Annotated in this window: 24 protein-coding genes, 1 pseudogene and 2 riboswitches; of the genes and pseudogenes, 19 read left to right on the forward strand and 6 right to left on the reverse strand. The window is 38.5% G+C overall.

Annotation, left to right across the window (positions count from 1 at the left end; translation table 11 throughout):
* Positions 1-23 precede the first annotated feature (23 nt).
* The 4 genes from RCG19_RS16960 to RCG19_RS16975 all read left to right on the forward strand — a co-directional run bounded on the left by RCG19_RS16960 (position 24) and on the right by RCG19_RS16975 (position 2,230).
* Complete coding sequence (locus tag RCG19_RS16960; RefSeq protein WP_308108091.1) at positions 24-1,205, forward strand: response regulator transcription factor; 1,182 nt, start codon at positions 24-26, stop codon at positions 1,203-1,205.
* A gap of 181 nt (positions 1,206-1,386) precedes the next feature.
* On the forward strand, positions 1,387-1,812 hold the full coding sequence (locus tag RCG19_RS16965) for a CotY/CotZ family spore coat protein (protein WP_166237675.1): 426 nt from the start codon (positions 1,387-1,389) through the stop codon (positions 1,810-1,812).
* 148 nt (positions 1,813-1,960) lie between these two features.
* Positions 1,961-2,065 carry a YjcZ family sporulation protein gene (locus RCG19_RS16970; protein ID WP_166237676.1) on the forward strand — a complete coding sequence of 35 codons (105 nt, stop codon included), beginning with the start codon at positions 1,961-1,963 and terminating at the stop codon, positions 2,063-2,065.
* Positions 2,066-2,086: 21 nt separating this feature from the next.
* On the forward strand, positions 2,087-2,230 hold the full coding sequence (locus tag RCG19_RS16975) for a YjcZ family sporulation protein (RefSeq protein WP_166237677.1): 144 nt from the start codon (positions 2,087-2,089) through the stop codon (positions 2,228-2,230).
* 46 nt (positions 2,231-2,276) lie between these two features.
* Here the strand turns inward: RCG19_RS16975 and RCG19_RS16980 are convergent, their stop codons facing one another.
* Both RCG19_RS16980 and RCG19_RS16985 read right to left on the reverse strand, forming a co-directional pair.
* On the reverse strand, positions 2,277-4,013 hold the full coding sequence (locus tag RCG19_RS16980) for an AAA family ATPase (protein ID WP_308108092.1): 1,737 nt from the start codon (positions 4,011-4,013) through the stop codon (positions 2,277-2,279).
* 156 nt (positions 4,014-4,169) lie between these two features.
* Positions 4,170-4,430, reverse strand: a complete 261-nt coding sequence (locus tag RCG19_RS16985) for a hypothetical protein (RefSeq protein WP_166237679.1) — start codon at positions 4,428-4,430, stop codon at positions 4,170-4,172.
* A gap of 168 nt (positions 4,431-4,598) precedes the next feature.
* On the opposite strand from RCG19_RS16985, the gene RCG19_RS16990 reads away from it, so the two are divergent.
* The 4 genes from RCG19_RS16990 to RCG19_RS17005 all read left to right on the forward strand — a co-directional run bounded on the left by RCG19_RS16990 (position 4,599) and on the right by RCG19_RS17005 (position 8,734).
* Complete coding sequence (locus RCG19_RS16990) at positions 4,599-6,179, forward strand: peptide chain release factor 3 (RefSeq protein ID WP_308111016.1); 1,581 nt, start codon at positions 4,599-4,601, stop codon at positions 6,177-6,179.
* A 119-nt stretch (positions 6,180-6,298) separates the two neighbouring features.
* A complete protein-coding gene (locus RCG19_RS16995; RefSeq protein WP_308108093.1) occupies positions 6,299-6,763 on the forward strand; it encodes a hypothetical protein in 465 nt (154 codons plus the stop codon).
* 181 nt (positions 6,764-6,944) lie between these two features.
* Positions 6,945-7,691, forward strand: a complete 747-nt coding sequence (gene sigI / locus RCG19_RS17000) for an RNA polymerase sigma factor SigI (RefSeq protein WP_308108094.1) — start codon at positions 6,945-6,947, stop codon at positions 7,689-7,691.
* Entirely contained in the window at positions 7,688-8,734 is a 1,047-nt protein-coding gene (locus tag RCG19_RS17005; protein ID WP_308108095.1) for an anti-sigma factor domain-containing protein, read from the forward strand. The genes sigI and RCG19_RS17005 overlap by 4 nt, the downstream gene beginning before the upstream one ends.
* Positions 8,735-8,775: 41 nt before the next feature.
* On the opposite strand, the gene RCG19_RS17010 is transcribed toward RCG19_RS17005, so the two are convergent.
* Positions 8,776-8,979, reverse strand: coding sequence for an alpha/beta-type small acid-soluble spore protein (locus RCG19_RS17010; protein WP_166237683.1), 204 nt, complete (start codon positions 8,977-8,979; stop codon positions 8,776-8,778).
* 150 nt (positions 8,980-9,129) lie between these two features.
* A complete protein-coding gene (locus tag RCG19_RS17015; RefSeq protein ID WP_374049553.1) occupies positions 9,130-9,483 on the reverse strand; it encodes a DUF3905 domain-containing protein in 354 nt (117 codons plus the stop codon).
* Between the two features lie 137 nt (positions 9,484-9,620).
* Between RCG19_RS17015 and RCG19_RS17020 the strand changes: the two genes are divergently transcribed.
* Both RCG19_RS17020 and RCG19_RS17025 read left to right on the forward strand, forming a co-directional pair.
* Complete coding sequence (locus RCG19_RS17020) at positions 9,621-9,782, forward strand: hypothetical protein (RefSeq protein ID WP_308108096.1); 162 nt, start codon at positions 9,621-9,623, stop codon at positions 9,780-9,782.
* Positions 9,782-9,913, forward strand: a complete 132-nt coding sequence (locus tag RCG19_RS17025) for a hypothetical protein (protein WP_308108097.1) — start codon at positions 9,782-9,784, stop codon at positions 9,911-9,913. Before RCG19_RS17020 ends, RCG19_RS17025 begins: the two co-directional genes overlap by 1 nt.
* A 14-nt stretch (positions 9,914-9,927) precedes the next feature.
* On the opposite strand, the gene RCG19_RS17030 is transcribed toward RCG19_RS17025, so the two are convergent.
* On the reverse strand, positions 9,928-11,676 hold the full coding sequence (locus RCG19_RS17030) for a B12-binding domain-containing radical SAM protein (RefSeq protein WP_308108098.1): 1,749 nt from the start codon (positions 11,674-11,676) through the stop codon (positions 9,928-9,930).
* A 345-nt stretch (positions 11,677-12,021) separates the two neighbouring features.
* On the opposite strand from RCG19_RS17030, the gene RCG19_RS17035 reads away from it, so the two are divergent.
* The 3 genes from RCG19_RS17035 (at position 12,022) to RCG19_RS17045 (ending at position 16,632) form a co-directional block, all read left to right on the forward strand.
* The gene (locus RCG19_RS17035; RefSeq protein ID WP_166237686.1) at positions 12,022-13,035 is read left to right on the forward strand and encodes a 2-oxoacid:acceptor oxidoreductase family protein; all 1,014 of its coding nucleotides are present in this window, start codon (positions 12,022-12,024) and stop codon (positions 13,033-13,035) included.
* Complete coding sequence (locus RCG19_RS17040) at positions 13,035-15,329, forward strand: thiamine pyrophosphate-dependent enzyme (protein ID WP_308108099.1); 2,295 nt, start codon at positions 13,035-13,037, stop codon at positions 15,327-15,329. The genes RCG19_RS17035 and RCG19_RS17040 overlap by 1 nt, the downstream gene beginning before the upstream one ends.
* A gap of 178 nt (positions 15,330-15,507) precedes the next feature.
* The gene (locus tag RCG19_RS17045) at positions 15,508-16,632 is read left to right on the forward strand and encodes a PAS domain-containing sensor histidine kinase (RefSeq protein WP_308108100.1); all 1,125 of its coding nucleotides are present in this window, start codon (positions 15,508-15,510) and stop codon (positions 16,630-16,632) included.
* Positions 16,633-16,684: 52 nt separating this feature from the next.
* Here the strand turns inward: RCG19_RS17045 and mtnK are convergent, their stop codons facing one another.
* The gene (gene mtnK, locus RCG19_RS17050; RefSeq protein ID WP_308108101.1) at positions 16,685-17,887 is read right to left on the reverse strand and encodes an S-methyl-5-thioribose kinase; all 1,203 of its coding nucleotides are present in this window, start codon (positions 17,885-17,887) and stop codon (positions 16,685-16,687) included.
* Positions 17,888-17,988: 101 nt separating this feature from the next.
* A riboswitch (SAM riboswitch) is annotated at positions 17,989-18,147 on the reverse strand.
* Positions 18,148-18,369: 222 nt separating this feature from the next.
* Between mtnK and RCG19_RS17055 the strand changes: the two genes are divergently transcribed.
* The 6 genes and pseudogenes from RCG19_RS17055 to RCG19_RS17080 all read left to right on the forward strand — a co-directional run bounded on the left by RCG19_RS17055 (position 18,370) and on the right by RCG19_RS17080 (position 22,813).
* Positions 18,370-19,548: a pyridoxal phosphate-dependent aminotransferase gene (locus tag RCG19_RS17055; protein ID WP_308108103.1), complete on the forward strand. Its 1,179-nt coding sequence runs from the start codon at positions 18,370-18,372 to the stop codon at positions 19,546-19,548.
* A gap of 78 nt (positions 19,549-19,626) precedes the next feature.
* A riboswitch (SAM riboswitch) is annotated at positions 19,627-19,738 on the forward strand.
* 71 nt (positions 19,739-19,809) lie between these two features.
* Entirely contained in the window at positions 19,810-21,021 is a 1,212-nt protein-coding gene (gene mtnW, locus RCG19_RS17060) for a 2,3-diketo-5-methylthiopentyl-1-phosphate enolase (protein WP_308108104.1), read from the forward strand.
* A pseudogene (gene mtnX / locus RCG19_RS17065) lies at positions 21,022-21,126 on the forward strand (2-hydroxy-3-keto-5-methylthiopentenyl-1-phosphate phosphatase); the annotation flags it as partial.
* Between the two features lie 25 nt (positions 21,127-21,151).
* Positions 21,152-21,781, forward strand: a complete 630-nt coding sequence (locus tag RCG19_RS17070; RefSeq protein ID WP_308108105.1) for a methylthioribulose 1-phosphate dehydratase — start codon at positions 21,152-21,154, stop codon at positions 21,779-21,781.
* 27 nt (positions 21,782-21,808) lie between these two features.
* On the forward strand, positions 21,809-22,342 hold the full coding sequence (locus tag RCG19_RS17075; RefSeq protein ID WP_308108106.1) for a 1,2-dihydroxy-3-keto-5-methylthiopentene dioxygenase: 534 nt from the start codon (positions 21,809-21,811) through the stop codon (positions 22,340-22,342).
* Between the two features lie 228 nt (positions 22,343-22,570).
* Entirely contained in the window at positions 22,571-22,813 is a 243-nt protein-coding gene (locus RCG19_RS17080) for a Spo0E family sporulation regulatory protein-aspartic acid phosphatase (protein WP_308108107.1), read from the forward strand.
* The last annotated feature ends 108 nt before the right edge of the window (positions 22,814-22,921 follow it).

Consider the following 22,921-nt stretch of genomic DNA (forward strand, 5'->3'; position numbering starts at 1 on the left):
ACAAGGAAGGGTGTTTGCTAAGGATGTCAAAGTCATTAAACCACCATTTGGATAATCTTTTAAACGATGCTGTTATCATGTTAAGTCAATATCAAGAAGATCTTTTACAAGAATGGAGCCAAATGCTCCAATCACTAAAAAATACGAAGAAAAAATCAATTGCTGTTTTTGAATTTATTAGTGAGTTTTTAGTCAGATTTTTACGTTCAGTTCATGAAGGAACCGTTGATATATATCAAATGTTAAATGAGATTCAGGATGAATGGAATGCTCAATTTCACAGGCAGCCGGAACCAGAAGCATTAATCTTCCATCTGAATTTGTTAGAGAACGCTGCTCATAAGGTTTTAAAATCGAGAATTGCTTATTCCTCGAAACTACATCCTTCGGTCCATTATTTGTTTTCAAAAATAAGCGAAGTGATGCTGTTTCAATCGAAAAATGAGAATTATAGTATTTGGAAGGATGCGGTTATCTTATTTAATGAGTGGATCATCCGCTCGCAAAACTTTAAGGAGTCAGTAGAGAATATTTGCTTTGGCTTTGGTTATTTCCTTCCATTTGAACGGTGTGCACTTTTTAAGTTTACCAATAAGGAAAGCGTCGGGGTTGGTTTATTTGGTCATCATTTAAAAACGGAAGAAATTCAGGCAATTGCTGAAAAGATTACCAACATCCCAGTACTAAATGAAAGCCTTGTGAAATTAAAATCACAGGGTCACGAAATGAAAAACTTCCAGCCGATTTATATATCCTGCGCAGAACAGGATCTTCCGGAAAAGTATGTGAAGAAATTTGATTTGACCTCGTTAATTATTGTTCCAATTTATGTTCCAGAGGAAGGAAAAATAATTGGGGGAGTTGTTTTAGACCAAGGCCCTGGACAGCATTTTACTGTGGATACCAGCCTGTTTCCTGCATTGATGAAATTTGGGCAAAGTTCTGGAGAGTTGCTTTCAAAGTTTATCGAAGCAGATCTTAAAAAACCTGAGTTGCCAGAAAGAGATTCCATCACTTTGTCGCCAAGAGAAACGGAAATTATTAAGTTGTTAGCGGACGGTGCTTCAACTGCAGAAGCGGCATTAAAGCTTTATCTAAGTGAATTTACTGTCAGAGATTACATATCAAATATTATGAAGAGACTTAATGCCCAAAATAGGACGGAAGTAGCTGTCAAAGCAATACGAATGGGAATTATTGATTGAAGCTGAGGCTAAACATATCCTTTTGGCTAAAAAACTGTCAGCATATGCTGGCAGTTTTTTTAGGTATCTACCCTTTCGGATAAATACCTGTTTATCGTGTGAGAGGAGCCTATACCATATGGTAAGAATAGAATAATTTACAATAGGAGATGTTTGTAAAACAAATGGGAGGAGGCAGGGTATGGGAATAAGTGAAGTTGAACAGTGTATATGTCATGAAATGGAACAACTTCTTGAAGAACAGCAAAAATTATCTTTTGAAGGCTTCCGTTTCATCTGTGAGGATATTGGTTTTGACACAATCCCATTTATCCTTTCAAATGGGAAATGTCCATTTGAAACTTTTGGGGTAACAAGATATGGGGATTTTTTCACTACACAGGTTTTTCGGTTAGAAAATATTGATTCAAAACATTGCTGTGCAACGCTATCACTCTTAATACCAGTAGATATGGATGGTTGCCCGGTGGATTTATGTGATGATGTGTATTCGCTGATTAAAACGGATAACTGTACGATAGTTGATTTGAGCTGTTTTTGTACAATTCAGCCACTATCCCCCAAATTAGTTAATCGGGAGCTACCTATTATCGAACCAAAATGTTAATAAAACTGAAAAAATGATTAATAGCTCATCTGCAAAAGAATGGGCTTATTCTTTTTTTCAAAACTAATGAATATAGATATGTGTCTATCGCACATTTTTATCTAGGTGAATAGGATATATGGAATTCTAGAAAAGGAGGTAATGTTAAATGTCTGGTGCAGTAGGTGGCTACGGAGGCGGATTTGCCCTACTAGTCGTTTTGTTTATATTGTTAATCATTATTGGAGCTTCTTGGGGTTATGGATTCTATTAATATAAATAAGGAGGAATTTTAATGTACGGATATGGTGGATTTGGAGGCTGCGGCTATGGTGGTGGTTGTGGCTACGGTGGAGTCGGCTTTGGCGGCGGTTTTGCTCTAATCGTCGTATTATTTATTCTGTTGATTATTGTTGGAGCCGCTTGCTTTAGATGGTAATCAAACTAGCTCCAGTGCCAAAGGTACTGGAGCTTTAAAGTCTTTTTTATGCCAATACAAGGTTTTCTGTGTTGTTCAACTTCTCCCAAACAATTTCTTCGACCTCTGAACCCTCGATTGTTTCTTTCTTTAATAAAACATCAACTAATTGCTGATACTGATGTTGATGGCCTTTAATTAAGGTTTCTGCTTTTTCTAAGCCTTTCGTAAAGAGTTCCTGCATTTTTACTTCTTTATCTTGTTTGTTAAATGTCAAAGTAAAACCGTCCTGAAGCATACCTATATCCACCATTTGTTCAATGATTTGTCTTGCCTGCTGTACGTCGCCGCTTACACCGATGCTGTGTTCACCCAAAAACATTCTTTCAGCAACACCACCGGCTAATACCATGGCAACCCGGTCAAGTAAGTCAGAGCTCGTTGACAAATGTAATTCTTTAGGAATGGGGGCTACATACCCGAGAGCCTCTCCTCGAGGGATGATCGTAGCTTTCCGAACCGAACCAGGCTTCGTTAATGAGGCGACAATTGCATGTCCTGCCTCATGGATTGCCACTCTGTGTTTCGTTTCATGTTCCTGTAAGGAACGAGAGGTGCTGCCTAGAATGGTCCTGTCAAGGGCATAGTCAAGATCATGCTTATGGACCATATCCTGCCCATTTCTAACTGCACGTCTGCTAGCTGTTTCAAAAAGGGACTGAAGTTCAGCACCCGAAAAACCAGATGTACTCTCAGCTAAGTCATCCAACGATGCAAAAACATCATTGGCAAGAGACTTGCCCGTGGTATGGATATCAATAATTTCTCTTCTACCCTTAGTATCTGGTAATGGTACATGGAAGGAAAAGTCGATCCTTCCCGGTCTTAGGAAAGCCTCATCAAGCATGTCTTTTCGATTTGTAGCGGCAATAAACAATATTCCATCATTGGAATGACCGCCATCAAGTTGAACGAGAAGTTCCGTTAAGGTTTTTTCTGCTTCCTCTCCGCCATGTGCTTTTCGTTTACCCGCTAGAGCATCCACTTCATCAATAAAGATTACGGCAGGACCTTGTTTCCTGGCCGTTTGGAACAAGGAACGGACGCGGCTGGCACCAACACCAACAAACAATTCGTTAAAAGCGGATCCACTGGCAGTGAAAAAAGCTGCATTTAACTCGCGTGCGATGGCTTGAGCCAATAAAGTTTTCCCTGTACCAGGAGGTCCGTACAACAAAATTCCTTTTGGTGGTTTTATGCCTAATTTAATGGCCCGATCCGGCTCCTTTATGGAAGAGATTGTCTGCATGATTTCTTCTTTCATCTCTTCCCCAAGTCCGCCTACGTCTTTCAAACTGATAGGAGGAAGGGGGCGAGACTTAGAAACACTGTTTTTCATTGAGTTATGAAGGCCAAATCCGCCCTTTTTCTTTTGCAGGGTAATTGCTGCACCCGCAAGTAATAAAACGAAACCGCCCATAATCCACTTGCCATATTTACTGCTAGTGGTATATGAATATTCGATATTATATTTTTCAACAAGTTTATCAATCATTTGACTGTTTGGCGGGACATGAGAAATATATTCTTTGTTTCCAGCTTTCATGTTTAGGCTGCCATCCGCACGTTCAGTCAAAGTTACTGGTTTTCCATTTTGAGCCTGAATTGTTTTTTCGACTGAAGAGAAGGGAATGGTGACCTCGTTATTTGAAGTTTGGACATACCAAACGGTACCTAAAAATACAAAAATAATCGCAGCGAATAATGGGATAAACTTGGAAACTACTTTTTTACTTTTATTCATCCTACATCATCTCCTTAAACAGGGTCATCTACTAATATTATAAAGTAACTTCCAGAAAAATGGATGTGGGAATCAGTGGAAGAAAAAAACACACAAAATGTGTGTTTTTTTAAAAGATAAAAAAGTATAAATTTCGACTTCGAGAATTGTCTAGCGCTAAGACAGTAAACGAAGATGGGGAATAATGGGCATCAGGACACTTTGAGCAAGCACACCAATACTAACACCAAAGGAAGATGCTTTACTCCATTTAAAAACATGAACTTTTCCATCCTTCCCTTCATACAAAAATAAGAGCTGCTCACCTTCTTCAGTAATGCCGATTTTATGAAAAGAGACATTATTTTGTTCAAGAACAATTTCAAATGCTTTATGCAACAATGTTAAGGTCTGTGGGTCAATTTTATTAACTTCCATATTTCCTCCTAATATATATCCGCATACTATCTATTATAGTATTGTACCATAAGCGATAAAAGAAAAAATCAGGGTCAATCAATTGAAATATTGCAAAGATATCATTTGCTCTGATAAGATTAAAGTTATGATTAAAAATTTTTCATTGGCAAAAGAGAGGAAGACATGATGGGTAAAAATTTTAGAGAAGACGTATTATCGCGCCGGACATTTGCGATTATTTCCCACCCGGATGCCGGTAAAACGACACTAACAGAGAAATTATTATTATTCGGCGGTGCTATTCGCGATGCCGGTACTGTAAAGGCGAAAAAGACAGGAAAATTTGCTACAAGTGATTGGATGGAAATTGAAAAGCAGCGTGGAATTTCTGTCACTTCCAGTGTGATGCAATTTGACTATGACGGTTTTCGCGTCAATATTTTAGATACGCCTGGACACCAGGATTTCAGTGAGGATACGTATAGAACATTGATGGCTGTTGATAGTGCAGTAATGATTATTGATTCAGCAAAAGGGATAGAGGAACAAACCCTAAAGTTATTTAAGGTATGCCGAATGCGCGGAATCCCCATTTTTACGTTTATTAATAAACTCGACCGCCAAGGGAAATCACCGCTTGAGCTCCTAGCTGAATTGGAAGAAGTACTTGGAATCGAATCGTATCCAATGAACTGGCCGATTGGAATGGGAAAAGAATTCCTCGGCATTTATGACCGTTTTAATAATCGAGTAGAACAGTTTCGAGTCAGTGAAAATGAGCGGTTTATCCCGTTAAATGACAAGGGTGAAATTTCAGGTGATCACCCATTGAAATTATCAGGACTTTATGATCAAACTCTTGATGAAATTATGCTGTTAAATGAGGCTGGTAATGAGTTTTCAACTGAGAAAGTGGCTGAAGGCAATTTAATACCTGTTTTCTTTGGAAGTGCGTTAACCAATTTTGGTGTTCAGACATTTCTTGAGTCTTATTTAAAATTTGCACCACCGCCAAAGGCGCGGAACTCCTCGATTGGAGAAATTGATCCTTTAGGTGAACAATTTTCGGGTTTTGTCTTTAAAATTCAGGCTAATATGAATCCTGCCCACCGTGACCGGATTGCCTTTATACGGGTTTGTTCGGGGAAATTTGAACGCGGGATGACTGTTAATATTCCACGGTTAGGAAAACAATTAAAGCTATCTCAATCAACTTCCTTTATGGCTGAAGAAAGAAACACAGTTGAGGAAGCTGTCAGTGGTGATATTATCGGCTTATATGACACGGGCACTTACCAAATTGGCGATACGTTGACCACTGGGAAGGATCATTTCCAATATGAAAGATTGCCGCAGTTTACTCCAGAATTATATGTGAAGGTTTCTGCTAAAAACGTTATGAAGCAAAAATCCTTTTATAAAGGGATTGAGCAGCTTGTCCAAGAAGGAGCGATTCAGCTTTTTAAAAGGGTCAGTATCGATGAGTATTTATTAGGTGCTGTAGGGCAGCTACAATTTGAAGTATTTGAGCATCGAATGAGAAATGAATATAATGCTGAGGTTTTAATGGAACGATTGGGTTCGAAAATTGCCCGATGGGTAGAAGACGAAACCGTGGATGAAAATCTATCGAGTCCACGGAGCCTGTTGGTAAAGGACCGTTTTGACAATTATGTATTTTTATTTGAAAATGACTTTGCCCTTCGATGGTTCCAAGAAAAGAATCCTAACATAAAATTATATAATCCAATGGATCAACACGAATAGAAAGTCCAAGGATAGGGTGGAAAAATTTTCCTTGCTAGTTATTTTGGCACAAGGATGGGAAAACTAAAACTGAGAAGTTTTTTATTCTAAAAATTGCCAAATAGAAGCGGGATTGTACAATGAAAAAATTAAGCAAATTGGAAGCTGTTTTATGGAATATTGCTTTTCCCGGTTTCAGTCAATTATTAACAGGTCATTATATTAAAGGTCTTTTATTTGTTGGCTTAGAATTTGTTATGAATGGTAAAAGTCGCTTTAACCAGGCGATCATGTATAGTTTCTTGGGTGAAATTGAAATGGCTGAGGCGGTCATAAATTACCAATGGCTTATGTTTTATCCATGTGTTTATATGTTTTCGATGTGGGATGGGTATCGGCAGGCGATGCCGGCAGATGAAAAATATTCCTTTTTGCCTTTTGTCTTTTGTGCATATTTTGTTACGGTTGGTTTAATGATTTCGCCTAAGGTGACGATTTTTCATATACACCCAGGTCCAGTTTTTTTACCCATGCTGTTTTTGATTCCTGGTCTGTTAATAGGGTTTATGATTAAATTTATCTTGTCAAAAAAAGCGTTAGAATAAATAATCCATCTAATGCCTCAAATCAGGATCACTGGTTTGGGGTTTTTTTATTGGAAAAAACTTTTGCCATAACCCCCATAAACCATTTATGAAGAACCGTAATTATGTAAAGAAAATACTATTCCCTCTTAAAGTCCAAAATAGCGAAATATGTTATAATTGGTCGAATAGAGGTGAGCAAATGCTAAGTTTATTGTTTATGACCAAAAGAAAAAAAAGAACGCTAGAAGAAACGGTCTTATTAATTCAACAAGGTGACCGTGACTTGCTTGATGAGTTGATTGATGCCTATAAGCCTTTTATTGCCAAAACAGTTTCTTCTGTATGCAGGCGTTATATATATGAATCCGATGATGAATTTAGCATTGGTCTAATCGCGTTTAATGAAGCTATTGAAAAGTATTCAACTGAGCGTGGAAGCTCCCTGTTAAGTTTTTCGGAAGTAATCATTAAAAGAAGAGTTATTGACTATATTCGTAAACAAACTAAAAATCAACATATTAGTATTGATATAACCAATGCCATTAATGAGGAAGATTCAGCGGGTTCGATCATTGTAAATGAACTTTCTCTTGATGATTATCAAAAAAAGAATGATGAACAATTAAGAAAAGAGGAGATTCTTCACTTTCAGAGATTATTAACAACTTTTGATTTAAGTTTTAACGACTTAGTTGAAAATTCTCCTAAACATGCCGATGCGCGGAAAAGTGCGATTTTGACAGCAAAAATATTAGTCGACAATCAAGAGTTGAAGGAATTATTATTTGAAAAAAAACGTCTCCCCATAAAACAATTAGAAAAAATGGTGAATGTCAGCAGAAAGACAATTGAACGGAACCGGAAATACATTATTGCGATTGCACTTATTTTATCTAATGATTATCTGTATATGAAGGATTATATAAAGGGGGTGTTAGATACATGAAAAAGGGAATTGTAATGGAAGTGGATGATGCGTTTTTGACGCTTCTAACCCCCGAGGGTGAGTTTTGCCGCACAAAGAAACAAGACTATCCATATACGATTGGAGAAGAAATTTACTTTTTTCCAATGGAAAGTGGTAATTCCACTAAAACCTCTTTTTCATTAAGGAATGCTTTTAAACTAAAAGCGGTGTGGATTGTGATGGCTGTTTTATTGATAGGAGTTGGCTCATTAATCCCAAGTTTTCAAAATAATACCGCATATGCTTATATGTCCATTGATGCGAATCCTAGTATCGAGATTGGTGTAAATAAAAAGATGCAGGTTGTAGAGTTAACTGGTTTCAATGAGGATGGAAAAAGGATTATTTCAGATTTGCCTGATTGGAAGAAAAAGGACGTTTCCCAATTAGCAAAGTCGATTTTAGTTAAAATGAAAAATGCCGGTTTTATAAGAAATAATGAACCTGTCATCATTTCTACTGTGAGAGCAGAACAACCAAAGGAAAAAGCAGAAAAGGCATTTAAAAAGAATATGAGTAAGATTAAAGAAACCGTGAACAATCAGCAATTAGATGTAAAAGTGCTTACAGGTTCTCAAAAAGAACGGGAAAAAGCACAAGAACTTGGGATCTCAACAGGAACTTACCAAGAAAAAATGAGTCAATCATCATCACAAAAGAAGAGACCCAAATCAATTGTAAAAGAGAAAGGGCAAGAACAAAAAGCCCAGACTTCAGAGCGGGAAAAAATAACTCCTCCAGGACAATTGAAGAAACAGACAGAAGCAAACGCTGTTCAAGACTTGGGAGTAACAAGGGAAACCCCTAAAGATAAAACGTTACATTCCGAAGGAAAACCTATACCACCGGGTCAATTGAAAAAACAAGATGAAGAGCGATGGAAACAAGATCAAGGACAATCCAAAAGGCAAGAACAATCTAAGAAGCCAGAACAACAGAGGGAAAAGCCCCAGCCACAAAATAGGGGAAACCAGCAACATAGTGTTTCTAACAGTCCTCATCAGAAAGATCATAAAAAGTAAAAGTCCGGCTATTAACCGGACTTTTTTCCATTGTTATTCATTTATTGGTTGGTAAACTGACCAGACATTTGGGCTTGTGCTTGTTGTACAAGTCTTTTTGTAATTTCGCCGCCTACGGAGCCGTTTGCTCTTGAAACTGTATCTGAGCCTAAATTTACGCCGAATTCTTGTGCAATTTCGTATTTTACTTGATCTAAATACTGCTCAATCCCAGGTACTAATAATTTGTTGCTGCTATTTGCCATGTTGTTTCAACTCCTTTTCTCTTACAGAGGCTACTCTGTCCTCTGTAAGTGTAGTATTCATTTTCTACTCCCTTTTCATAAGTGGTAATGTTTTGCCAAACTGGAAGTTGAGCCTGTCCTTTGAGCTCCAAGCGGCTTCGGCTTTTCTTATTAATCTGTTCCTTTCCCAACATCCTTTGTAGGGTGCATAAAGGGGGAGGCTTGGGGTTTTCTTTTACTTTCAAGCAATTCACGATTTTCCGTAGTGTTCCAGCCGATATCATTTGTGGGATGAACCCAATCATCTCCTGCCATAATCGAAGGGTCAGTATCTTTTGACCAGTTTTCCAAAGGGGAATTTTCGGATGCATACATACTGTCTCCGATCGTCACCCCATGCTTGTTGACAAAGGGCTTCTCCATTTGAATACCGGTCCCTTCAAAGCTTGGTGCATTTATTTGATGTGGCATGGTTTCATCTATCCCTAGTTGTTTTGAGTTCTGATTATTTTTAGATTTCATCATGTTTGCTCACTCCTTTTTTTCATTATTTTCCGCCTGAAGGGAATTTTTATTTATGAAAAATTAGGTAAGAATGATTACAACTAATTTGTTCAAAACTAAGGGGGTACGTAAGATAACTTTTTAGGAGGAATTTTACATTGGCGAAACGAAAAGCTGAATTTGATGCAGTGGAAAAATATACGAAGACCCCTCACAAAAATGTTCAGGAAAGTGAATTTTCTGCCGAGTTTACAGATAATAACAATGCCGTTAGATTCGCTAATCGTAATTCGAAACAAGGAAGAAAAGGTAGAAGGTAATGGGCAGCAGGCGTAAAACTCCACCACGGATACCGATTGAGGAATTGAGCGTTGAAATTGGAGATGTAAATGGGGTAAAGCTTTTTGAAGCAAGGAAGCGGTTAAAATCAAAAGGAAAAAAAGAAAAATAAGCCGGAAATCCGGCTTATTTCATTCCTTTATAGGGGAAAAGAAGCGTTCTGTTATTCGTCGGGTCAAAGTAAACTAATAAATTGGCAGGATGTTTTTCAAGCTCACCTGTTGTTAGATACTTCCCTAAATCAAAGGACAGATCCTCTAGTATGGTATGCTTAAACAATTCTTTTTCATCCAGTTTGAGCTCGAGGAATTCCGGGCCTAAACGGGCAGGATTTTCAACAATTTGTCTATACGATAAACTTCGTTCATTCTTATCAGAACTTGCTTCCCACCATGGCTTTCTTGGTTTATATTTATGAACTCTTAAATAATCATACTTCATAAGCCCGGAAATTACATCGAGATTATCTTGTGATTGCTGCTCAAGAAAGGTGAATAAGCGGCGGTACAAGTCTTCAAGCTGATGGCCAATTCTTGACCATCCCTGTTTGTCCCAATAGGAACCAAACTCCTGAAAGAAATCAAATGGTGATCGGAAAACCCTTGTCACTAAGTATTCCACCGTATGATCCATGCGATGGTCATTCCAATATTTTTCTAGTACATCCTCCACTTGTTTAATTCTTACAATATCATCAAATGAAAGAACATTGTTGCTCAAGATTTCATACGGAGAATGATCCATATAGACATATTGATGTTCTTCAGCGCGCAGACGAACTCCTGTTCCACGCAGCATTTTTAAAAAGCCTAACTGCAATTCTTCAGGCCTCATTTCAAATACATCGTTAAATGTTTTCCGGAATGATGAATAGTCCTCCTCGGGCAGCCCCGCAATCAAATCCAGATGTTGGTCAATTTTGCCGCCTTCTTTTACCATTGTGACAGTTCTCGTTAACTTCGTGAAATTTTGTTTACGCATGACGAGCTCGTTGGTAAAGTCGTTGGTCGACTGAACACCAATTTCAAAGCGAAAAAGGCCCTTTGGTGCCTCTTGGTTTAAAAATTCAATAACCTCCGGTCGCATAATATCAGCGGTTATTTCAAATTGAAACACCGTTCCAGGAAGATGTTCATCAATAAGAAAACGGAACATTTCCATGGCATAGCTTCGGCTGATATTAAAAGTTCGGTCAACAAATTTAATGGTTTTAGCTCCATTGGCCATTAAATAACGAATATCCTCTTTTATTTTTTCACGGTCAAAGTATCTTACCCCGACCTCAATGGAAGATAGGCAAAATTGGCAGCTAAAAGGGCAACCCCTGCTCGTTTCAATATAGGTGACACGTTTTCCTAATTCGGCAACATCTTCCGGAAAGCGGTATGGAGACGGAAGGTCTTTTAGGTCAAGCTTATTCATTTGTAGGGTATTCTTTACTTGCATATTTTCACGATAGGTTATCCCGTTGACATTTTGATAGTTTTTCGTTGTCATGATTTCCCCGAGCAGCTGCTTAAAGGTTTGTTCCCCTTCGCCCATGACAATAAAATCAACTTCTGGGTAATTTTCCATCCATTCAGCTGTATCATAGGTTACTTCAGGGCCGCCTAAGACTATGATTAGGGCAGGGTCAATTTTTTTAAGCATATTGACTACTTTGAGGGTTTCTTCGATGTTCCAGATATAACAACTAAATCCGATAACTGCCGGTTTCGCTTGATAAAGATCTGAGACAATATTCATGACTGGATCTTTGATAGTATATTCTTTCAATTGGATGTTAAATTCCGGAGCGGCATAAGACTTTAAATAACGGATCGCGAGGTTCGTGTGGATGAACTTTGCATTTAGAGTAGAACAAATAACATTCATTAAAAAGCTCCTTTTTGATAATAAAATAACACATTATTATAGCCTATTTTTGACCAAAATGATAGTCGGCAAACGGGGAATCCAAGTTAACAACATAAAATGACTTTTAGAGGCAATGGGTGGCAAAGTATCTGTTGTATAACAAAAAGAATGCTGTTATATAATTGAGTTTTCTATTAAAGCCAGTTAAATTAAAGGTTTTTTCGTAGAAAGATAATGTGTTATAAAAAAAATTGCTAGATGTTTAACTTTTGTCACAGCTAAAAAATATCTGATGTCCTACAATAAATTTGGGGAAGTTAAATTTTTTTGTCTTTTTTTTGAAAGAAATAGGGGAGGGACATTATGTCTATTTTACCAAAGAAAAATGAACTGGGTTTTTTTGAAATCCGATTGGAATCAATTGGCGGACTAGGTGCAAATTTAGCTGGGAAAATGTTAGCGGAAGCCGGTGTTTTAAGCCTTGGCTTAAAAGGTTCAAATTTCTCTTCATATGGCTCAGAAAAGAAGGGCTCTCCAGTTAAGAGCTTCATTCGTTTCTGTGATCCGGACGTGGAAATAAGAGATCACAGTCCAATCGAACAGCCACATATTGTTGGTGTTTTTCATGAAGCTTTATATAGAACCATTAATGTTGTCAGTGGCCTGGATGCTGATGGAATCGTACTTGTAAATACTTCAAGAAATTTTGATGATGTTAAAAATGATCTACAGTTAGAGTACGGTACGCTTGCCATTGTCGATGCCCTAACGATTGCTGTTGAGGAAAAGACAAAAGTTAATACCGCAATGCTTGGGGCCTTATATCGGATTTGTGACTTTCTTGATCCGGAATCGATGAGAGATGTGATTCGGAAAACGTTTACAAAAAAATATCCGCACCTTGTTGAGCCAAATATTCGTACATTTGATCGCGGTTACAATGAAGTTCAATTTAAGGTCTATGAGGTGCCGGAAGACGCTGAAGGGAAGGCGTTCACACGATCCCTTCCACAGCTTGGTTATATGACCCAGGAAATCGGCGGCGTTATGGTTTCACAAGCAAATAGTGTTTTTAAAGATTTAAGTGGTTCACGCCAAGGATTCCTACCAGAGTTCCAACAAGAAAAATGTATTCACTGTGCAGCATGTGATAATGTTTGTCCAGATTTTTGTTTTGTTTGGGAAGAGGGAGAAGACAAGCGCGGCAGAAAGCAAATGTTCCTTAAAGGAATTGACTATCAATATTGTAAGGGCTGCTTAAAATGTGTTGAAGCATGTCCAACTGATGCACTAGGAGATCTTCGGGAAATGTTGGGTTATGCCGATGACAACCGCGTGAAGCAAAACTTTCCTTATATTGTAGGAGGGATCCAATAATGGCTATATTAGAAGATAAACTAACTACCCAAGATAAAGCAGAACAAATTTCTACCTTTGAATCAGGAAATGAGATGGCTGCAACGGCTGCCGCTCAAATAAACTATCATATCATGGGCTATTTCCCAATTACGCCTTCAACCGAAGTAGCACAATTTTTAGATCAAATGAAAACTCGCGGTGAACATGATATTAAGCTAATTCCTGCAGATGGAGAGCACGGGTCAGCAGGTATTTGCTATGGTGCAGCTGCGACGGGTGCACGGGTGTTTAATGCTACAAGTGCCAATGGATTTTTATATATGCTTGAGCAGATGCCTGTACAATCAGGAACTCGTTTTCCGATGGTAATGAATTTAGTAACACGTGCGGTCAGTGGTCCGCTTGATATTCGCGGCGATCACTCCGACCTTTATTATGCGTTGAATACGGGCTGGGTTATTTTAACGGCCAAAACACCGCAAGCTGTTTATGATATGAACATTATGGCGTTAAAAATAGCCGAACACTCAAAAGTGCGGTTACCAGTAATTGTTGCTTATGATGGGTTCTTTACTTCGCATCAAAAACGCAGAGTTGAATACTTTAAAGACCGCAAAGTGGTTCAGCAATTTGTGGGAGAATGCCCTACTGATTATAACTTTGTTAGGGATTTATCCAAACCTGTAACGATTGGTGCACATATGAGCGGTGATGATTTCATCAACAATCACTTTCAACAATCTGAAGCGATTTATAATGCCGGTGAGGTATTTAAAGAGGTGGCTGCTGAATATGCAAAACTTTCTGGCAGGGAGTATCCAACACTGGATTTATATAAGATGGAGGATGCAGATGTTGCCCTATTCTTATTAAATTCTGCGGCAGAATCCGCTAAGGATGTTGTCGATCAATTGCGTGAAAAGGGGATTAAAGCGGGTGTAATCAGCCCTAATATTATTCGTCCATTCCCTGCAAAGGAAATCCGTGAAGCACTCAAAAATGTAAAAACATTATTGGTTGGTGAACGTGCGGATTCCTACGGCGCAAACGGCCCGAACTTAACACATGAAGTGAAATCTGCGCTTCAGGATGACAAAAACAACAAGACAATCGTGTTAAGCCGTGTATTTGGTCTTGGCGGTAAGGATTTCTATGCAAGTGATGCCCATGCATTCTTTGAAATGGCAATAGATGCAATGGATAAAGGCTTTGCCGAAAAACCGTTTGATTACTATGGCCATGTTCCTGGTAATCCGGATAAAATCCTAAAGCCTGTCATCTTACCACAACACGGAGATGTGTTTAACTCCGGTTTGATTGAAGTAAAGATGGATGAAGCAAACAATAAATTAAAAGTGAAAATTCCACCGCTTCGCGCGCTTACAGGAAAACCAAAACGGATTGCTTCTGGACACGGGGCATGCCCAGGGTGTGGAATATTTGCCGGTTTAGAGCTGTTCTTTAAAGGAATTGAAGGAGATATTGTTACACTTTTCCAAACTGGTTGTGCCTATGTAACCACTACGGGCTATCCAAGCACATCACATAAGCAAACAATGATGCATAACCTGTTCCAAAACGGTGCCGCAACATTATCAGGTACACTCGAAGCATTTATGGAATTAAAAAGCCGCGGAGAAATCAATGTTTCAGATGATGCGACTTTCGTGATGATCACAGGCGATGGCGGTATGGACATTGGTATGGGTTCTGCTATTGGCACCGCACTTCGTGGACATAAATTAATTATGCTTGAATATGATAATGAGGGCTATATGAATACTGGCTCACAAATGTCCTATTCTACGCCAATGGGGCACATGACAAGCACATCAGGCGTGGGTAAAGCCCAGCGCGGAAAAGCATTCCATCATAAAGATACAGCACAAATTATGGCCGCAACAAATATGCCATATGTGTTCACTGGATCTGAGGCCTTCCCGCAGGATTTAGTTAAAAAAGGTGCGAAGGCACAGTGGTATGCACAAAATGTAGGCACTGTTTACGGGAAAATTCTTATCACTTGTCCACTTAACTGGAAATCGAATGATCGTTTTGGAACGAAAATTGTCGAAGCTGCAGTCGACTCCTGTTTCTTCCCACTTTATGAAGTGGAGCAAGGTGTTACAACGATTACGTATAATCCAGAAGAAAAGAACAAACGGATTCCACTTTCGGATTGGTTAAAATATATGGGTAAAACAAAACACCTTCTAAAAGATGAAAACAAACCTATTTTAGAAGAGTTTGAAACCGAAGTAGAAAAAAGATGGCAGCGTCTAAAAGCTAAACACGAAAACCCAATGCTTTAACAAATACAAAAACGCAATGCACTACTTTTGTGCTTTGCGTTTTTGTATTTTTAACTATTCACGTATTATTGTAAAAATAAAAAATAGCATATGGGCAGAAAAGGAATTTTAGCGTATTATGTAGAATATATGACTTAAAATTATTACTTGATTAATGTAGTTCGCGGGGTGCTGTGAGTTGGAGAATCAGTTCAATGAAAAAGAAATTTTTCCTCATGAAATAAATGGAGTACACACAAAAGAAACTGAAGCGCATGAAAGCGAACAAAAATATAGACGGATATTTGAAGATTCTATTGACGGACTAATTCTTTGGGATAATGAACATCGATTTGTCGATGTAAATATTGCTGCTGAACGAATGATTGGTCTGCCAAAGAATAAATTAATTGGCCAACGAGTATATGATCTATCTACCCCGCTAGAGGGGAAAAAGCAAGAAATTTTGAAGCATATTGATCAGCTTTTAAATGAAGGACAAAAAGCATCGACTATCACTTTTGAAACCGAAGATGGTAACAAGATCTATTTTGATTACACATCCCAATTGGATATTGTCGATGGTGTGAATTTAACAGTATTTAAGGATGTTACCGATAAAGTAGTGATGCAAGAACAGCTTCGGAAGTCGGATACATTAAATGTGATAGGGGAACTTGCTGCAGGAATTGCCCACGAAATACGTAATCCTATGACGGCATTGAAAGGTTTCATTCAATTACTTGAAAGCAGTATTACAAAGGAGCATTCACTGTATTATCAAGTAATCACAACTGAATTACAACGAATTGATTCAATTATTAATGAGTTTTTAATTCTCGCCAAGCCACAGGCAGTTAGATTTCAGGAAAAAGATATAAACAAAATTATGAAGGAGACGGTTGACCTGCTGTCTGCGCAGGCAGTATTGTACAACGTTCAATTTGTAACAAATTATGATGAGAGCCTACCACTTGTATTTTGTGAACCAAATCAATTGAAAAAGGTTTTTATTAATTTAATAAAGAATGCAATCGAGGTCATGCCTAATGGCGGGAATATTACCATTACTACAAAAAAAATGAGAAACCAGCAAATTCAGATTATCATCAAAGATGAGGGCTGTGGAATTTCAAAGGAAAAAATAAAAAAGCTAGGTGAACCGTTTTACACAACAAAAGACCGAGGAACTGGGCTTGGATTAATGGTAAGCTACAGAATCATCGACGAACATAAAGGAACTATTTTTGTTAAAAGTGAAGAGGGAAAAGGGACAATTTTTAATATAAAGTTGCCCATTAAAAAGCTTCATCCAATCGTGTAAAACACTTCCAAATTGTTTTGGAAGTGTTTTACCTATACCAGCAAAATATATGTTAATCATTCTTTTCATTTTTAATAACTTCTTTAACTTTTGAAATGAATACAGCACAATTTATGAGTTCTTTACGTTGCTTAATTAAGATCTTACCAAGGTCTAATGTTTTCCTTTTCGCAGCTAATCTTGTATGGACATCTTCAATACTATTCAAATCAGCAACATGTGCGAGTCCAATCGTTCTTCTAATTAATTCGCAGCCTGCAAATCCAAGAGAATCCTCGAAAAATTTTGCTAAAGTATAATTCAAGAATTTATCCGTTTTAACCAAAACCTCTTTATTTTCCGTACTCCATAAATGAGTAAATTCATCCCTAAAGACTTCCCAAACGATTTCAATATGGCGGATAAAGGGTTCGCGGTTAGTAGGATTAGCAATTACTTGGAAAAGCAAATTTGCAAATACTTGGCCAATATCAAAACCAGCCGGACCGTAGAAAGCGAATTCGGGGTCAATCACTTTTGTTTCTGAATTGCTGGCAAAAACGCTTCCAGTATGCAAATCCCCATGTAAGAGAACTTCTGCCTCTGTTAAAAAGCTTCTTTTTAGCAGATTCACTTGAAACTTCAGTTCCTCATCCTGCCAGAGGGCATTGACGTCAGCTAATAGACCATCCTCAAATTCGTTGGTATCGGCATCAAAATACGGGTTTGTAAAAATTAAATCCTCGGTTATTTTGCAAAGCTCCGGATTAATAAACTTTTGTACCAGCTCTTTTTTTGCTGTCGGACCTAGTCCGTAATCTGATGTAAAGAAAATAGTTTTTGCTAGATATTCACCCAAATGGTTAGAAATGTGCGGGTATAATTCACCGTTTATAAATCCCGTTCTGGCAATGGCTAGATGGGAAAGATCCTCCATGACTGTAACGGCAAGCACATCATCTGTGAAATAAACTTTTGGGACATAATGAGGGGCAATCTGCCCAAAGGTTTTTAAGGCATCTGCTTCAATTTTGGCTCGTTTTAATGTTAAGGGCCAGCTTTCGCCAACCACTTTGGCATATGGGAGAGCTTGTTTGATAATGAGGCCCTTTCTGTCACGTTCATCAACAATATGAAAAACGAGGTTTAAATTACCATCCCCAATCTCTTTGCAGGACAGTACAGCATGTTCAGTAAAAAAATTTAAACTTATTGCTAGTTCAATAGCGGCAGTTTCAGTAAATGGTGCGTAATGTGTTTGTTTAAGGTGACTCATTCATATTCCTCCTTGTTTTATGGAGGCTTTTGTCAGCGCAATAGTGCTAAAAAAGCCTCTTTCTCATCTGAAAGAGGCTAGAAGACAATCGTCTGTCACACCTCTTATCTCTCAGAAAGTTAAACCTTCTGTTGGAATTAGCACCGTGCCATATTGGGTGAGTAACCCTGCGTTAAATTTACGCCTCATTTGACTAATGAAAATACGGTCGGTTGCTGGGCTTCAAAGGGCCAAATCCCTCAGCCAGCTCGTGATAAGAGTAAAACTATTCAATACGCTAAAAATGATAACAGTTTGATGAACGTAGTGTCAATATATTTTGAAAACTTTTATTAACCCGTGATTACGTCTTCCCAAAACCTAAAGGCTTCACTTTTTAAAAAGTTTCAGAATTATAACTTTACAAGTTACTATAAAAGTTATAATATTTATCACTAGAATTTCTACTGTATAATTGAAAACTATTGAAGCGGGTGAAAACGATGAAGCAATTCCCACCATCAGACATGTTAACAAGTCTGCCAAAACAGTTTTTTGCCGGGCTAGTTAAAAAGGTCGGTGAATATATTTCCGAGGGACACGATGTGATTAATCTGGGTCAAGGTAATCCTGATCAGCCAACCCCATCACATATTGTGGCAAGGCTTCAAGAAGCTGCAACAAATCCTCTGAATCATAAATATTCGCCCTTTCAGGGACATCGGTATTTAAAACAGGCTGCGGCTGATTTTTATTTGAAAGAATATGGGGTAACCCTTGATGTCGATAAGGAAGTGGCTATTTTATTCGGCGGCAAAGCTGGATTGGTTGAAATCCCGCAGTGTTTGTTAAATCCAGGAGACACCATTCTTGTTCCCGACCCCGGATACCCAGATTATTTGTCAGGGGTCGCACTTGCCAAAGCGGAAATGGTGACAATGCCTCTAAGAGAGCAAAATGATTTTATGCCGGATTACAGTGAGCTGTCGGAAGAGATTTTATCAAAAGCAAAGCTAATGTTCCTCAATTATCCCAATAATCCAACGGGTGCAACGGCTACTGCTGGATTTTTTGAGGAAACAGTTAAGCTGGCAAGTGAGAACAATATTTGTGTAGTACATGATTTTGCCTATGGTGCCATTGGATTTGACGGTGAAAGACCATTAAGCTTCCTGCAGGTTGAAGGAGCAAAAGAGATTGGAATTGAAATTTATACATTGTCTAAAACATATAATATGGCAGGATGGCGTGTTGGCTTTGCTGTGGGAAATGAGAGTGTCATTTCGGCAATCGAACTTCTTCAAGATCATCTCTATGTAAGTTTATTTGGAGCTGTACAGGAGGCTGCGGCGGAAGCACTTTTAGGGCCACAGAATTGTGTGAAAGAATTAAATGAACTTTATGAACGGAGAAGAAATATATTAATCGATGGACTTCTATCACTTGGATGGAATGTCACGGCACCAAAGGGCTCATTCTTTGCTTGGCTTAAGGTACCAGAGGGATTTTCATCTGAGGAATTCTCCGCAATTCTTCTTGATCAAGCGAATATTATGGTCGCTCCAGGGATAGGATTTGGAGAATTTGGCGAGGGCTATGTTCGTGTTGGTTTGTTAACAACCGAAGAACGGTTAACTGAGGCTGTCGAGAGAATAGGTAGTTTAGAAATTTTCAAAAAATAGATTGACAATTTATATTATTCTGGAGATAATACAAAATAAAGTTAAACAACTTGACAATGTGAATAAATACGAATCGTTTTCTTATCAAGAGCAGGCGGAGGGAAAAGCCCGATGAAGCCCGGCAACCGACTTAAAACCTATGGTTTAAGCACGGTGCTAATTCTTGCAGCAATGCGCTGAGAGATGAGAAGATGTTAGTTTGTGATGCTAACCTCTTCTTTTCGAAGAGGTTTTTTATATATTACGGAAGGAGGATTCATTTTGAGTGAATTAATAGCTACATATCTACTGCCTAATGAAAAAAATCCAGAAAAAAAAGCTGAGGAAATTGCTTTGGGATTAACGGTTGGCTCATGGACAAACCTGCCTGAATTAGAGCAAAGTCAACTGCGTAAACATAAAGGCAGGGTCGTCTCCATTGAAGGTTTGCCATCTATCAATGAGCATCATTCGTTGATAAGGATTGCTTACCCAACCATAAACTTTTCCAATGACCTGCCTGCTATTCTAACAACTGTTTTCGGAAAGCTTTCATTGGATGGAAAAATAAAATTAGTAGATTTACAGTTTAATGATGTATTAAAAAGTTTGTTCCCGGGCCCAAGATTCGGTATTGAAGGACTTCGCAAAAAATTGAATGTTTACGAGCGGCCGCTGTTAATGAGTATTTTTAAAGGAGTACTGGGTAAGGATCTAAACTTTTTATCTGAACAGCTTAAACAGCAGGCTCTTGGCGGTGTTGATCTTGTAAAGGATGATGAAATCCTTTTTGAAAATAATTTAACACCCTTTGAAAAAAGAATTGCTGTCGGTAAAGCTGTTTTACAAAAAGTATGGGAACATACTGGACACCGGACATTATACGCAGTAAACCTAACCGGCCGAACGTCCCAGCTTAGGGATAAAGCTAAAAGGGCTTCTGAACTGGGTGCAGACCTTTTGTTGTTTAATGTGTTTTCCTACGGCCTCGATGTTCTGCAGGAGTTAAGAGAGGATTCAGAGATTGCACTGCCGATTATGGCACATCCTGCGGTCAGCGGTGCCTCAACCTCTTCACCGGAATTTGGCTTTTCTCATTCGCTGTTACTTGGCAAGCTACTCCGATATGCTGGAGCCGATTTGTCATTATTCCCATCGCCATATGGAACAGTTGCACTAGATAAACCTTTAGCCCTTTCAATTGCAGCCGAACTTATGAAGGATGATGTCTTTAAGAAGGCCTTCCCGGTTCCGTCAGCGGGCATCCATCCGGGATTGGTGCCATTATTAATTCGAGATTTTGGAGATGATGCTGTTATCAATGCCGGTGGTGGTGTCCATGGACATCCGAAAGGCGCACATGGCGGTGGTCTTGCCTTTAGACAAGCGATTGAAACGACTCTCCAAGGGATACCGCTGGTTGAAGGAGCGGAACTATTCCCTGAACTTAAGCAGGCCTTGGAACTTTGGGGAAGTGCCGAGGTGATCCACTAAATGGCAAAGCCAATCATTTTTTGTGACTTTGATGGAACCATAACTCAAAGTGACAACATCATTGCCATTATGAAAAAATTTGCCCCCCCAGCGTGGGTGGAGCTTATAGAATGGAGGTGGCTGAGCTAACATGCTAATGGAAAAATGGACTGAACTGGCTGATGTAAAGGATGAACTGGCTGAGCGTGATTGGTTTATGGGCACAAGCGGAAACCTTGCCATTAAAGTGAGTGACCATCCTCTTCAATTTTTGGTAACGGCAAGCGGGAAGGATAAACGGAAGCGAACGGACGAAGACTTTTTACTTGTTGATGAATTTGGTCGTGCTGCTCGTGAAACCCATTTAAAGCCTTCCGCAGAGACACTACTGCATGTGGAGATTTACCGCAAGACGAATGCAGGCTGCAGCCTACATGTCCATACAATTGATAATAACGTCATTTCCGAAGTATATGGGGATCATGGTGAGGTGACATTTAAGGGTCAGGAGCTTATTAAAGCCTTTGATAAGTGGGAAGAGGATGCTGTATTAACTATCCCAATTATCCATAACTATGCTCATATCCCGACATTGGCAAGTAAATTTTCAGAACATGTTTTATCGGATTCTGGAGCTGTTTTAATCCGGAACCATGGGATTACTGTATGGGGAAGGAACGCTTTTGAAGCAAAGAAAATTCTTGAAGCTTCCGAATTTCTATTCTGTTACCAATTACGCTTACTAGAACATAAATCATATCAATTGTTTAAAGTAGTGTAAAACTTAATTAATAAGGAGAGAAACACAATGGCATATATTACATTCCAAAACAAAAAAGAGCAAATTCACGAACAAGAGGCAGTAGCAAGGTTCCTTGCGACACAAGAAGTTATTTATGAAAATTGGAATATTCGTAAACTCCCAGAGGAACTTGTAGAAAAATATCTTTTGAGCGATGAAGAAAAAGAAGATATCCTCACTACTTTTGCTGATGAAATTGCTGATATTTCCGCAAGACGAGGCTACAAGGCTCAAGATGTGATTTCTTTATCTGAAAATACACCAAATCTCGATACCCTGTTGACAAACTTTAAAAATGAGCACCATCATACAGATGATGAAGTCCGCTTTATCGTTAGCGGACATGGGGTGTTTATTATCCAGGGTAATGATGGGGAGTTTTTCGAAGTGCATTTGAATCCTGGTGATCTGATATCAGTCCCTGAAAATACAAGGCATTACTTTACTCTTGAAGAAGACCGGAAAGTTGTCGCCATAAGAATCTTTGTAACAACCGAAGGCTGGGTACCAATCTATGAAAAAGAAAAAGTGAATTTATAAGTAAAAAACTGACTGGCGGATCGCGCCAGCCAGTTTTTTGGTTCTGAAGGATTTTGTCGTAATCACATGAAAGACACCGAGAAAATTGTCGAAAAACAAGAGAAATAGAATGTTTTGTCTTCTTTTGCGAATGTATTTACTTTTAAAGAAATTCTTGTAATAATTCTTCAAGTAGTCTATTTTTTTAGTGGATTAAAGTACGTTTTTGCTAGAGTAGGAGGATAACAAGTGTACAAGCATAGTAGTAGTCAATCTGAGATGATTGCAGAGATAAAGGAAAAAAGAGAACTAATGATCAAAAGTGCGAACAACCTTGGCTTTACGAGTGAGGAAACGATAAAATACAGCCAAGAGCTAGATGAATTAATAAATGTGTACCAAAGGACAGTTGAGCAAACCTCAAGACCAATTGAAGAAGTTAAATTTTCCTTTAAACAAATGATCATGATTTGGCCCAAAGTTTTAGTATAATGTATATTGGAAAGCACCTGGTAAGGTGCAGGAATGAAGGCCTTCTACCTATTAATCAGTTGATTTAAAGAAATGATCACATGCCAAGAAGGTCTTCCGGCGCATTTT

Origin of the sequence: Neobacillus sp. OS1-2, from assembly GCF_030915505.1 — a bacterium.
Classification (GTDB): Bacteria; Bacillota; Bacilli; order Bacillales; family Cytobacillaceae; genus Neobacillus.

What these genes read in the sequence shown, in the direction of transcription:
- RCG19_RS16960 (WP_308108091.1), top strand. Translation starts at nt 24, where the DNA reads ATGTCAAAGTCATTAAACCACCATTTGGATAATCTTTTAAACGATGCT.
- RCG19_RS16965 (WP_166237675.1), top strand. Translation starts at nt 1,387, where the DNA reads ATGGGAATAAGTGAAGTTGAACAGTGTATATGTCATGAAATGGAACAA.
- RCG19_RS16970 (WP_166237676.1), top strand. Translation starts at nt 1,961, where the DNA reads ATGTCTGGTGCAGTAGGTGGCTACGGAGGCGGATTTGCCCTACTAGTC.
- RCG19_RS16975 (WP_166237677.1), top strand. Translation starts at nt 2,087, where the DNA reads ATGTACGGATATGGTGGATTTGGAGGCTGCGGCTATGGTGGTGGTTGT.
- RCG19_RS16980 (WP_308108092.1), bottom strand. Translation starts at nt 4,013, where the DNA reads ATGAATAAAAGTAAAAAAGTAGTTTCCAAGTTTATCCCATTATTCGCT.
- RCG19_RS16985 (WP_166237679.1), bottom strand. Translation starts at nt 4,430, where the DNA reads ATGGAAGTTAATAAAATTGACCCACAGACCTTAACATTGTTGCATAAA.
- RCG19_RS16990 (WP_308111016.1), top strand. Translation starts at nt 4,599, where the DNA reads ATGGGTAAAAATTTTAGAGAAGACGTATTATCGCGCCGGACATTTGCG.
- RCG19_RS16995 (WP_308108093.1), top strand. Translation starts at nt 6,299, where the DNA reads ATGAAAAAATTAAGCAAATTGGAAGCTGTTTTATGGAATATTGCTTTT.
- sigI (WP_308108094.1), top strand. Translation starts at nt 6,945, where the DNA reads ATGCTAAGTTTATTGTTTATGACCAAAAGAAAAAAAAGAACGCTAGAA.
- RCG19_RS17005 (WP_308108095.1), top strand. Translation starts at nt 7,688, where the DNA reads ATGAAAAAGGGAATTGTAATGGAAGTGGATGATGCGTTTTTGACGCTT.
- RCG19_RS17010 (WP_166237683.1), bottom strand. Translation starts at nt 8,979, where the DNA reads ATGGCAAATAGCAGCAACAAATTATTAGTACCTGGGATTGAGCAGTAT.
- RCG19_RS17015 (WP_374049553.1), bottom strand. Translation starts at nt 9,483, where the DNA reads ATGATGAAATCTAAAAATAATCAGAACTCAAAACAACTAGGGATAGAT.
- RCG19_RS17025 (WP_308108097.1), top strand. Translation starts at nt 9,782, where the DNA reads ATGGGCAGCAGGCGTAAAACTCCACCACGGATACCGATTGAGGAATTG.
- RCG19_RS17030 (WP_308108098.1), bottom strand. Translation starts at nt 11,676, where the DNA reads ATGAATGTTATTTGTTCTACTCTAAATGCAAAGTTCATCCACACGAAC.
- RCG19_RS17035 (WP_166237686.1), top strand. Translation starts at nt 12,022, where the DNA reads ATGTCTATTTTACCAAAGAAAAATGAACTGGGTTTTTTTGAAATCCGA.
- RCG19_RS17040 (WP_308108099.1), top strand. Translation starts at nt 13,035, where the DNA reads ATGGCTATATTAGAAGATAAACTAACTACCCAAGATAAAGCAGAACAA.
- mtnK (WP_308108101.1), bottom strand. Translation starts at nt 17,887, where the DNA reads ATGAGTCACCTTAAACAAACACATTACGCACCATTTACTGAAACTGCC.
- RCG19_RS17055 (WP_308108103.1), top strand. Translation starts at nt 18,370, where the DNA reads ATGAAGCAATTCCCACCATCAGACATGTTAACAAGTCTGCCAAAACAG.
- RCG19_RS17070 (WP_308108105.1), top strand. Translation starts at nt 21,152, where the DNA reads ATGCTAATGGAAAAATGGACTGAACTGGCTGATGTAAAGGATGAACTG.
- RCG19_RS17075 (WP_308108106.1), top strand. Translation starts at nt 21,809, where the DNA reads ATGGCATATATTACATTCCAAAACAAAAAAGAGCAAATTCACGAACAA.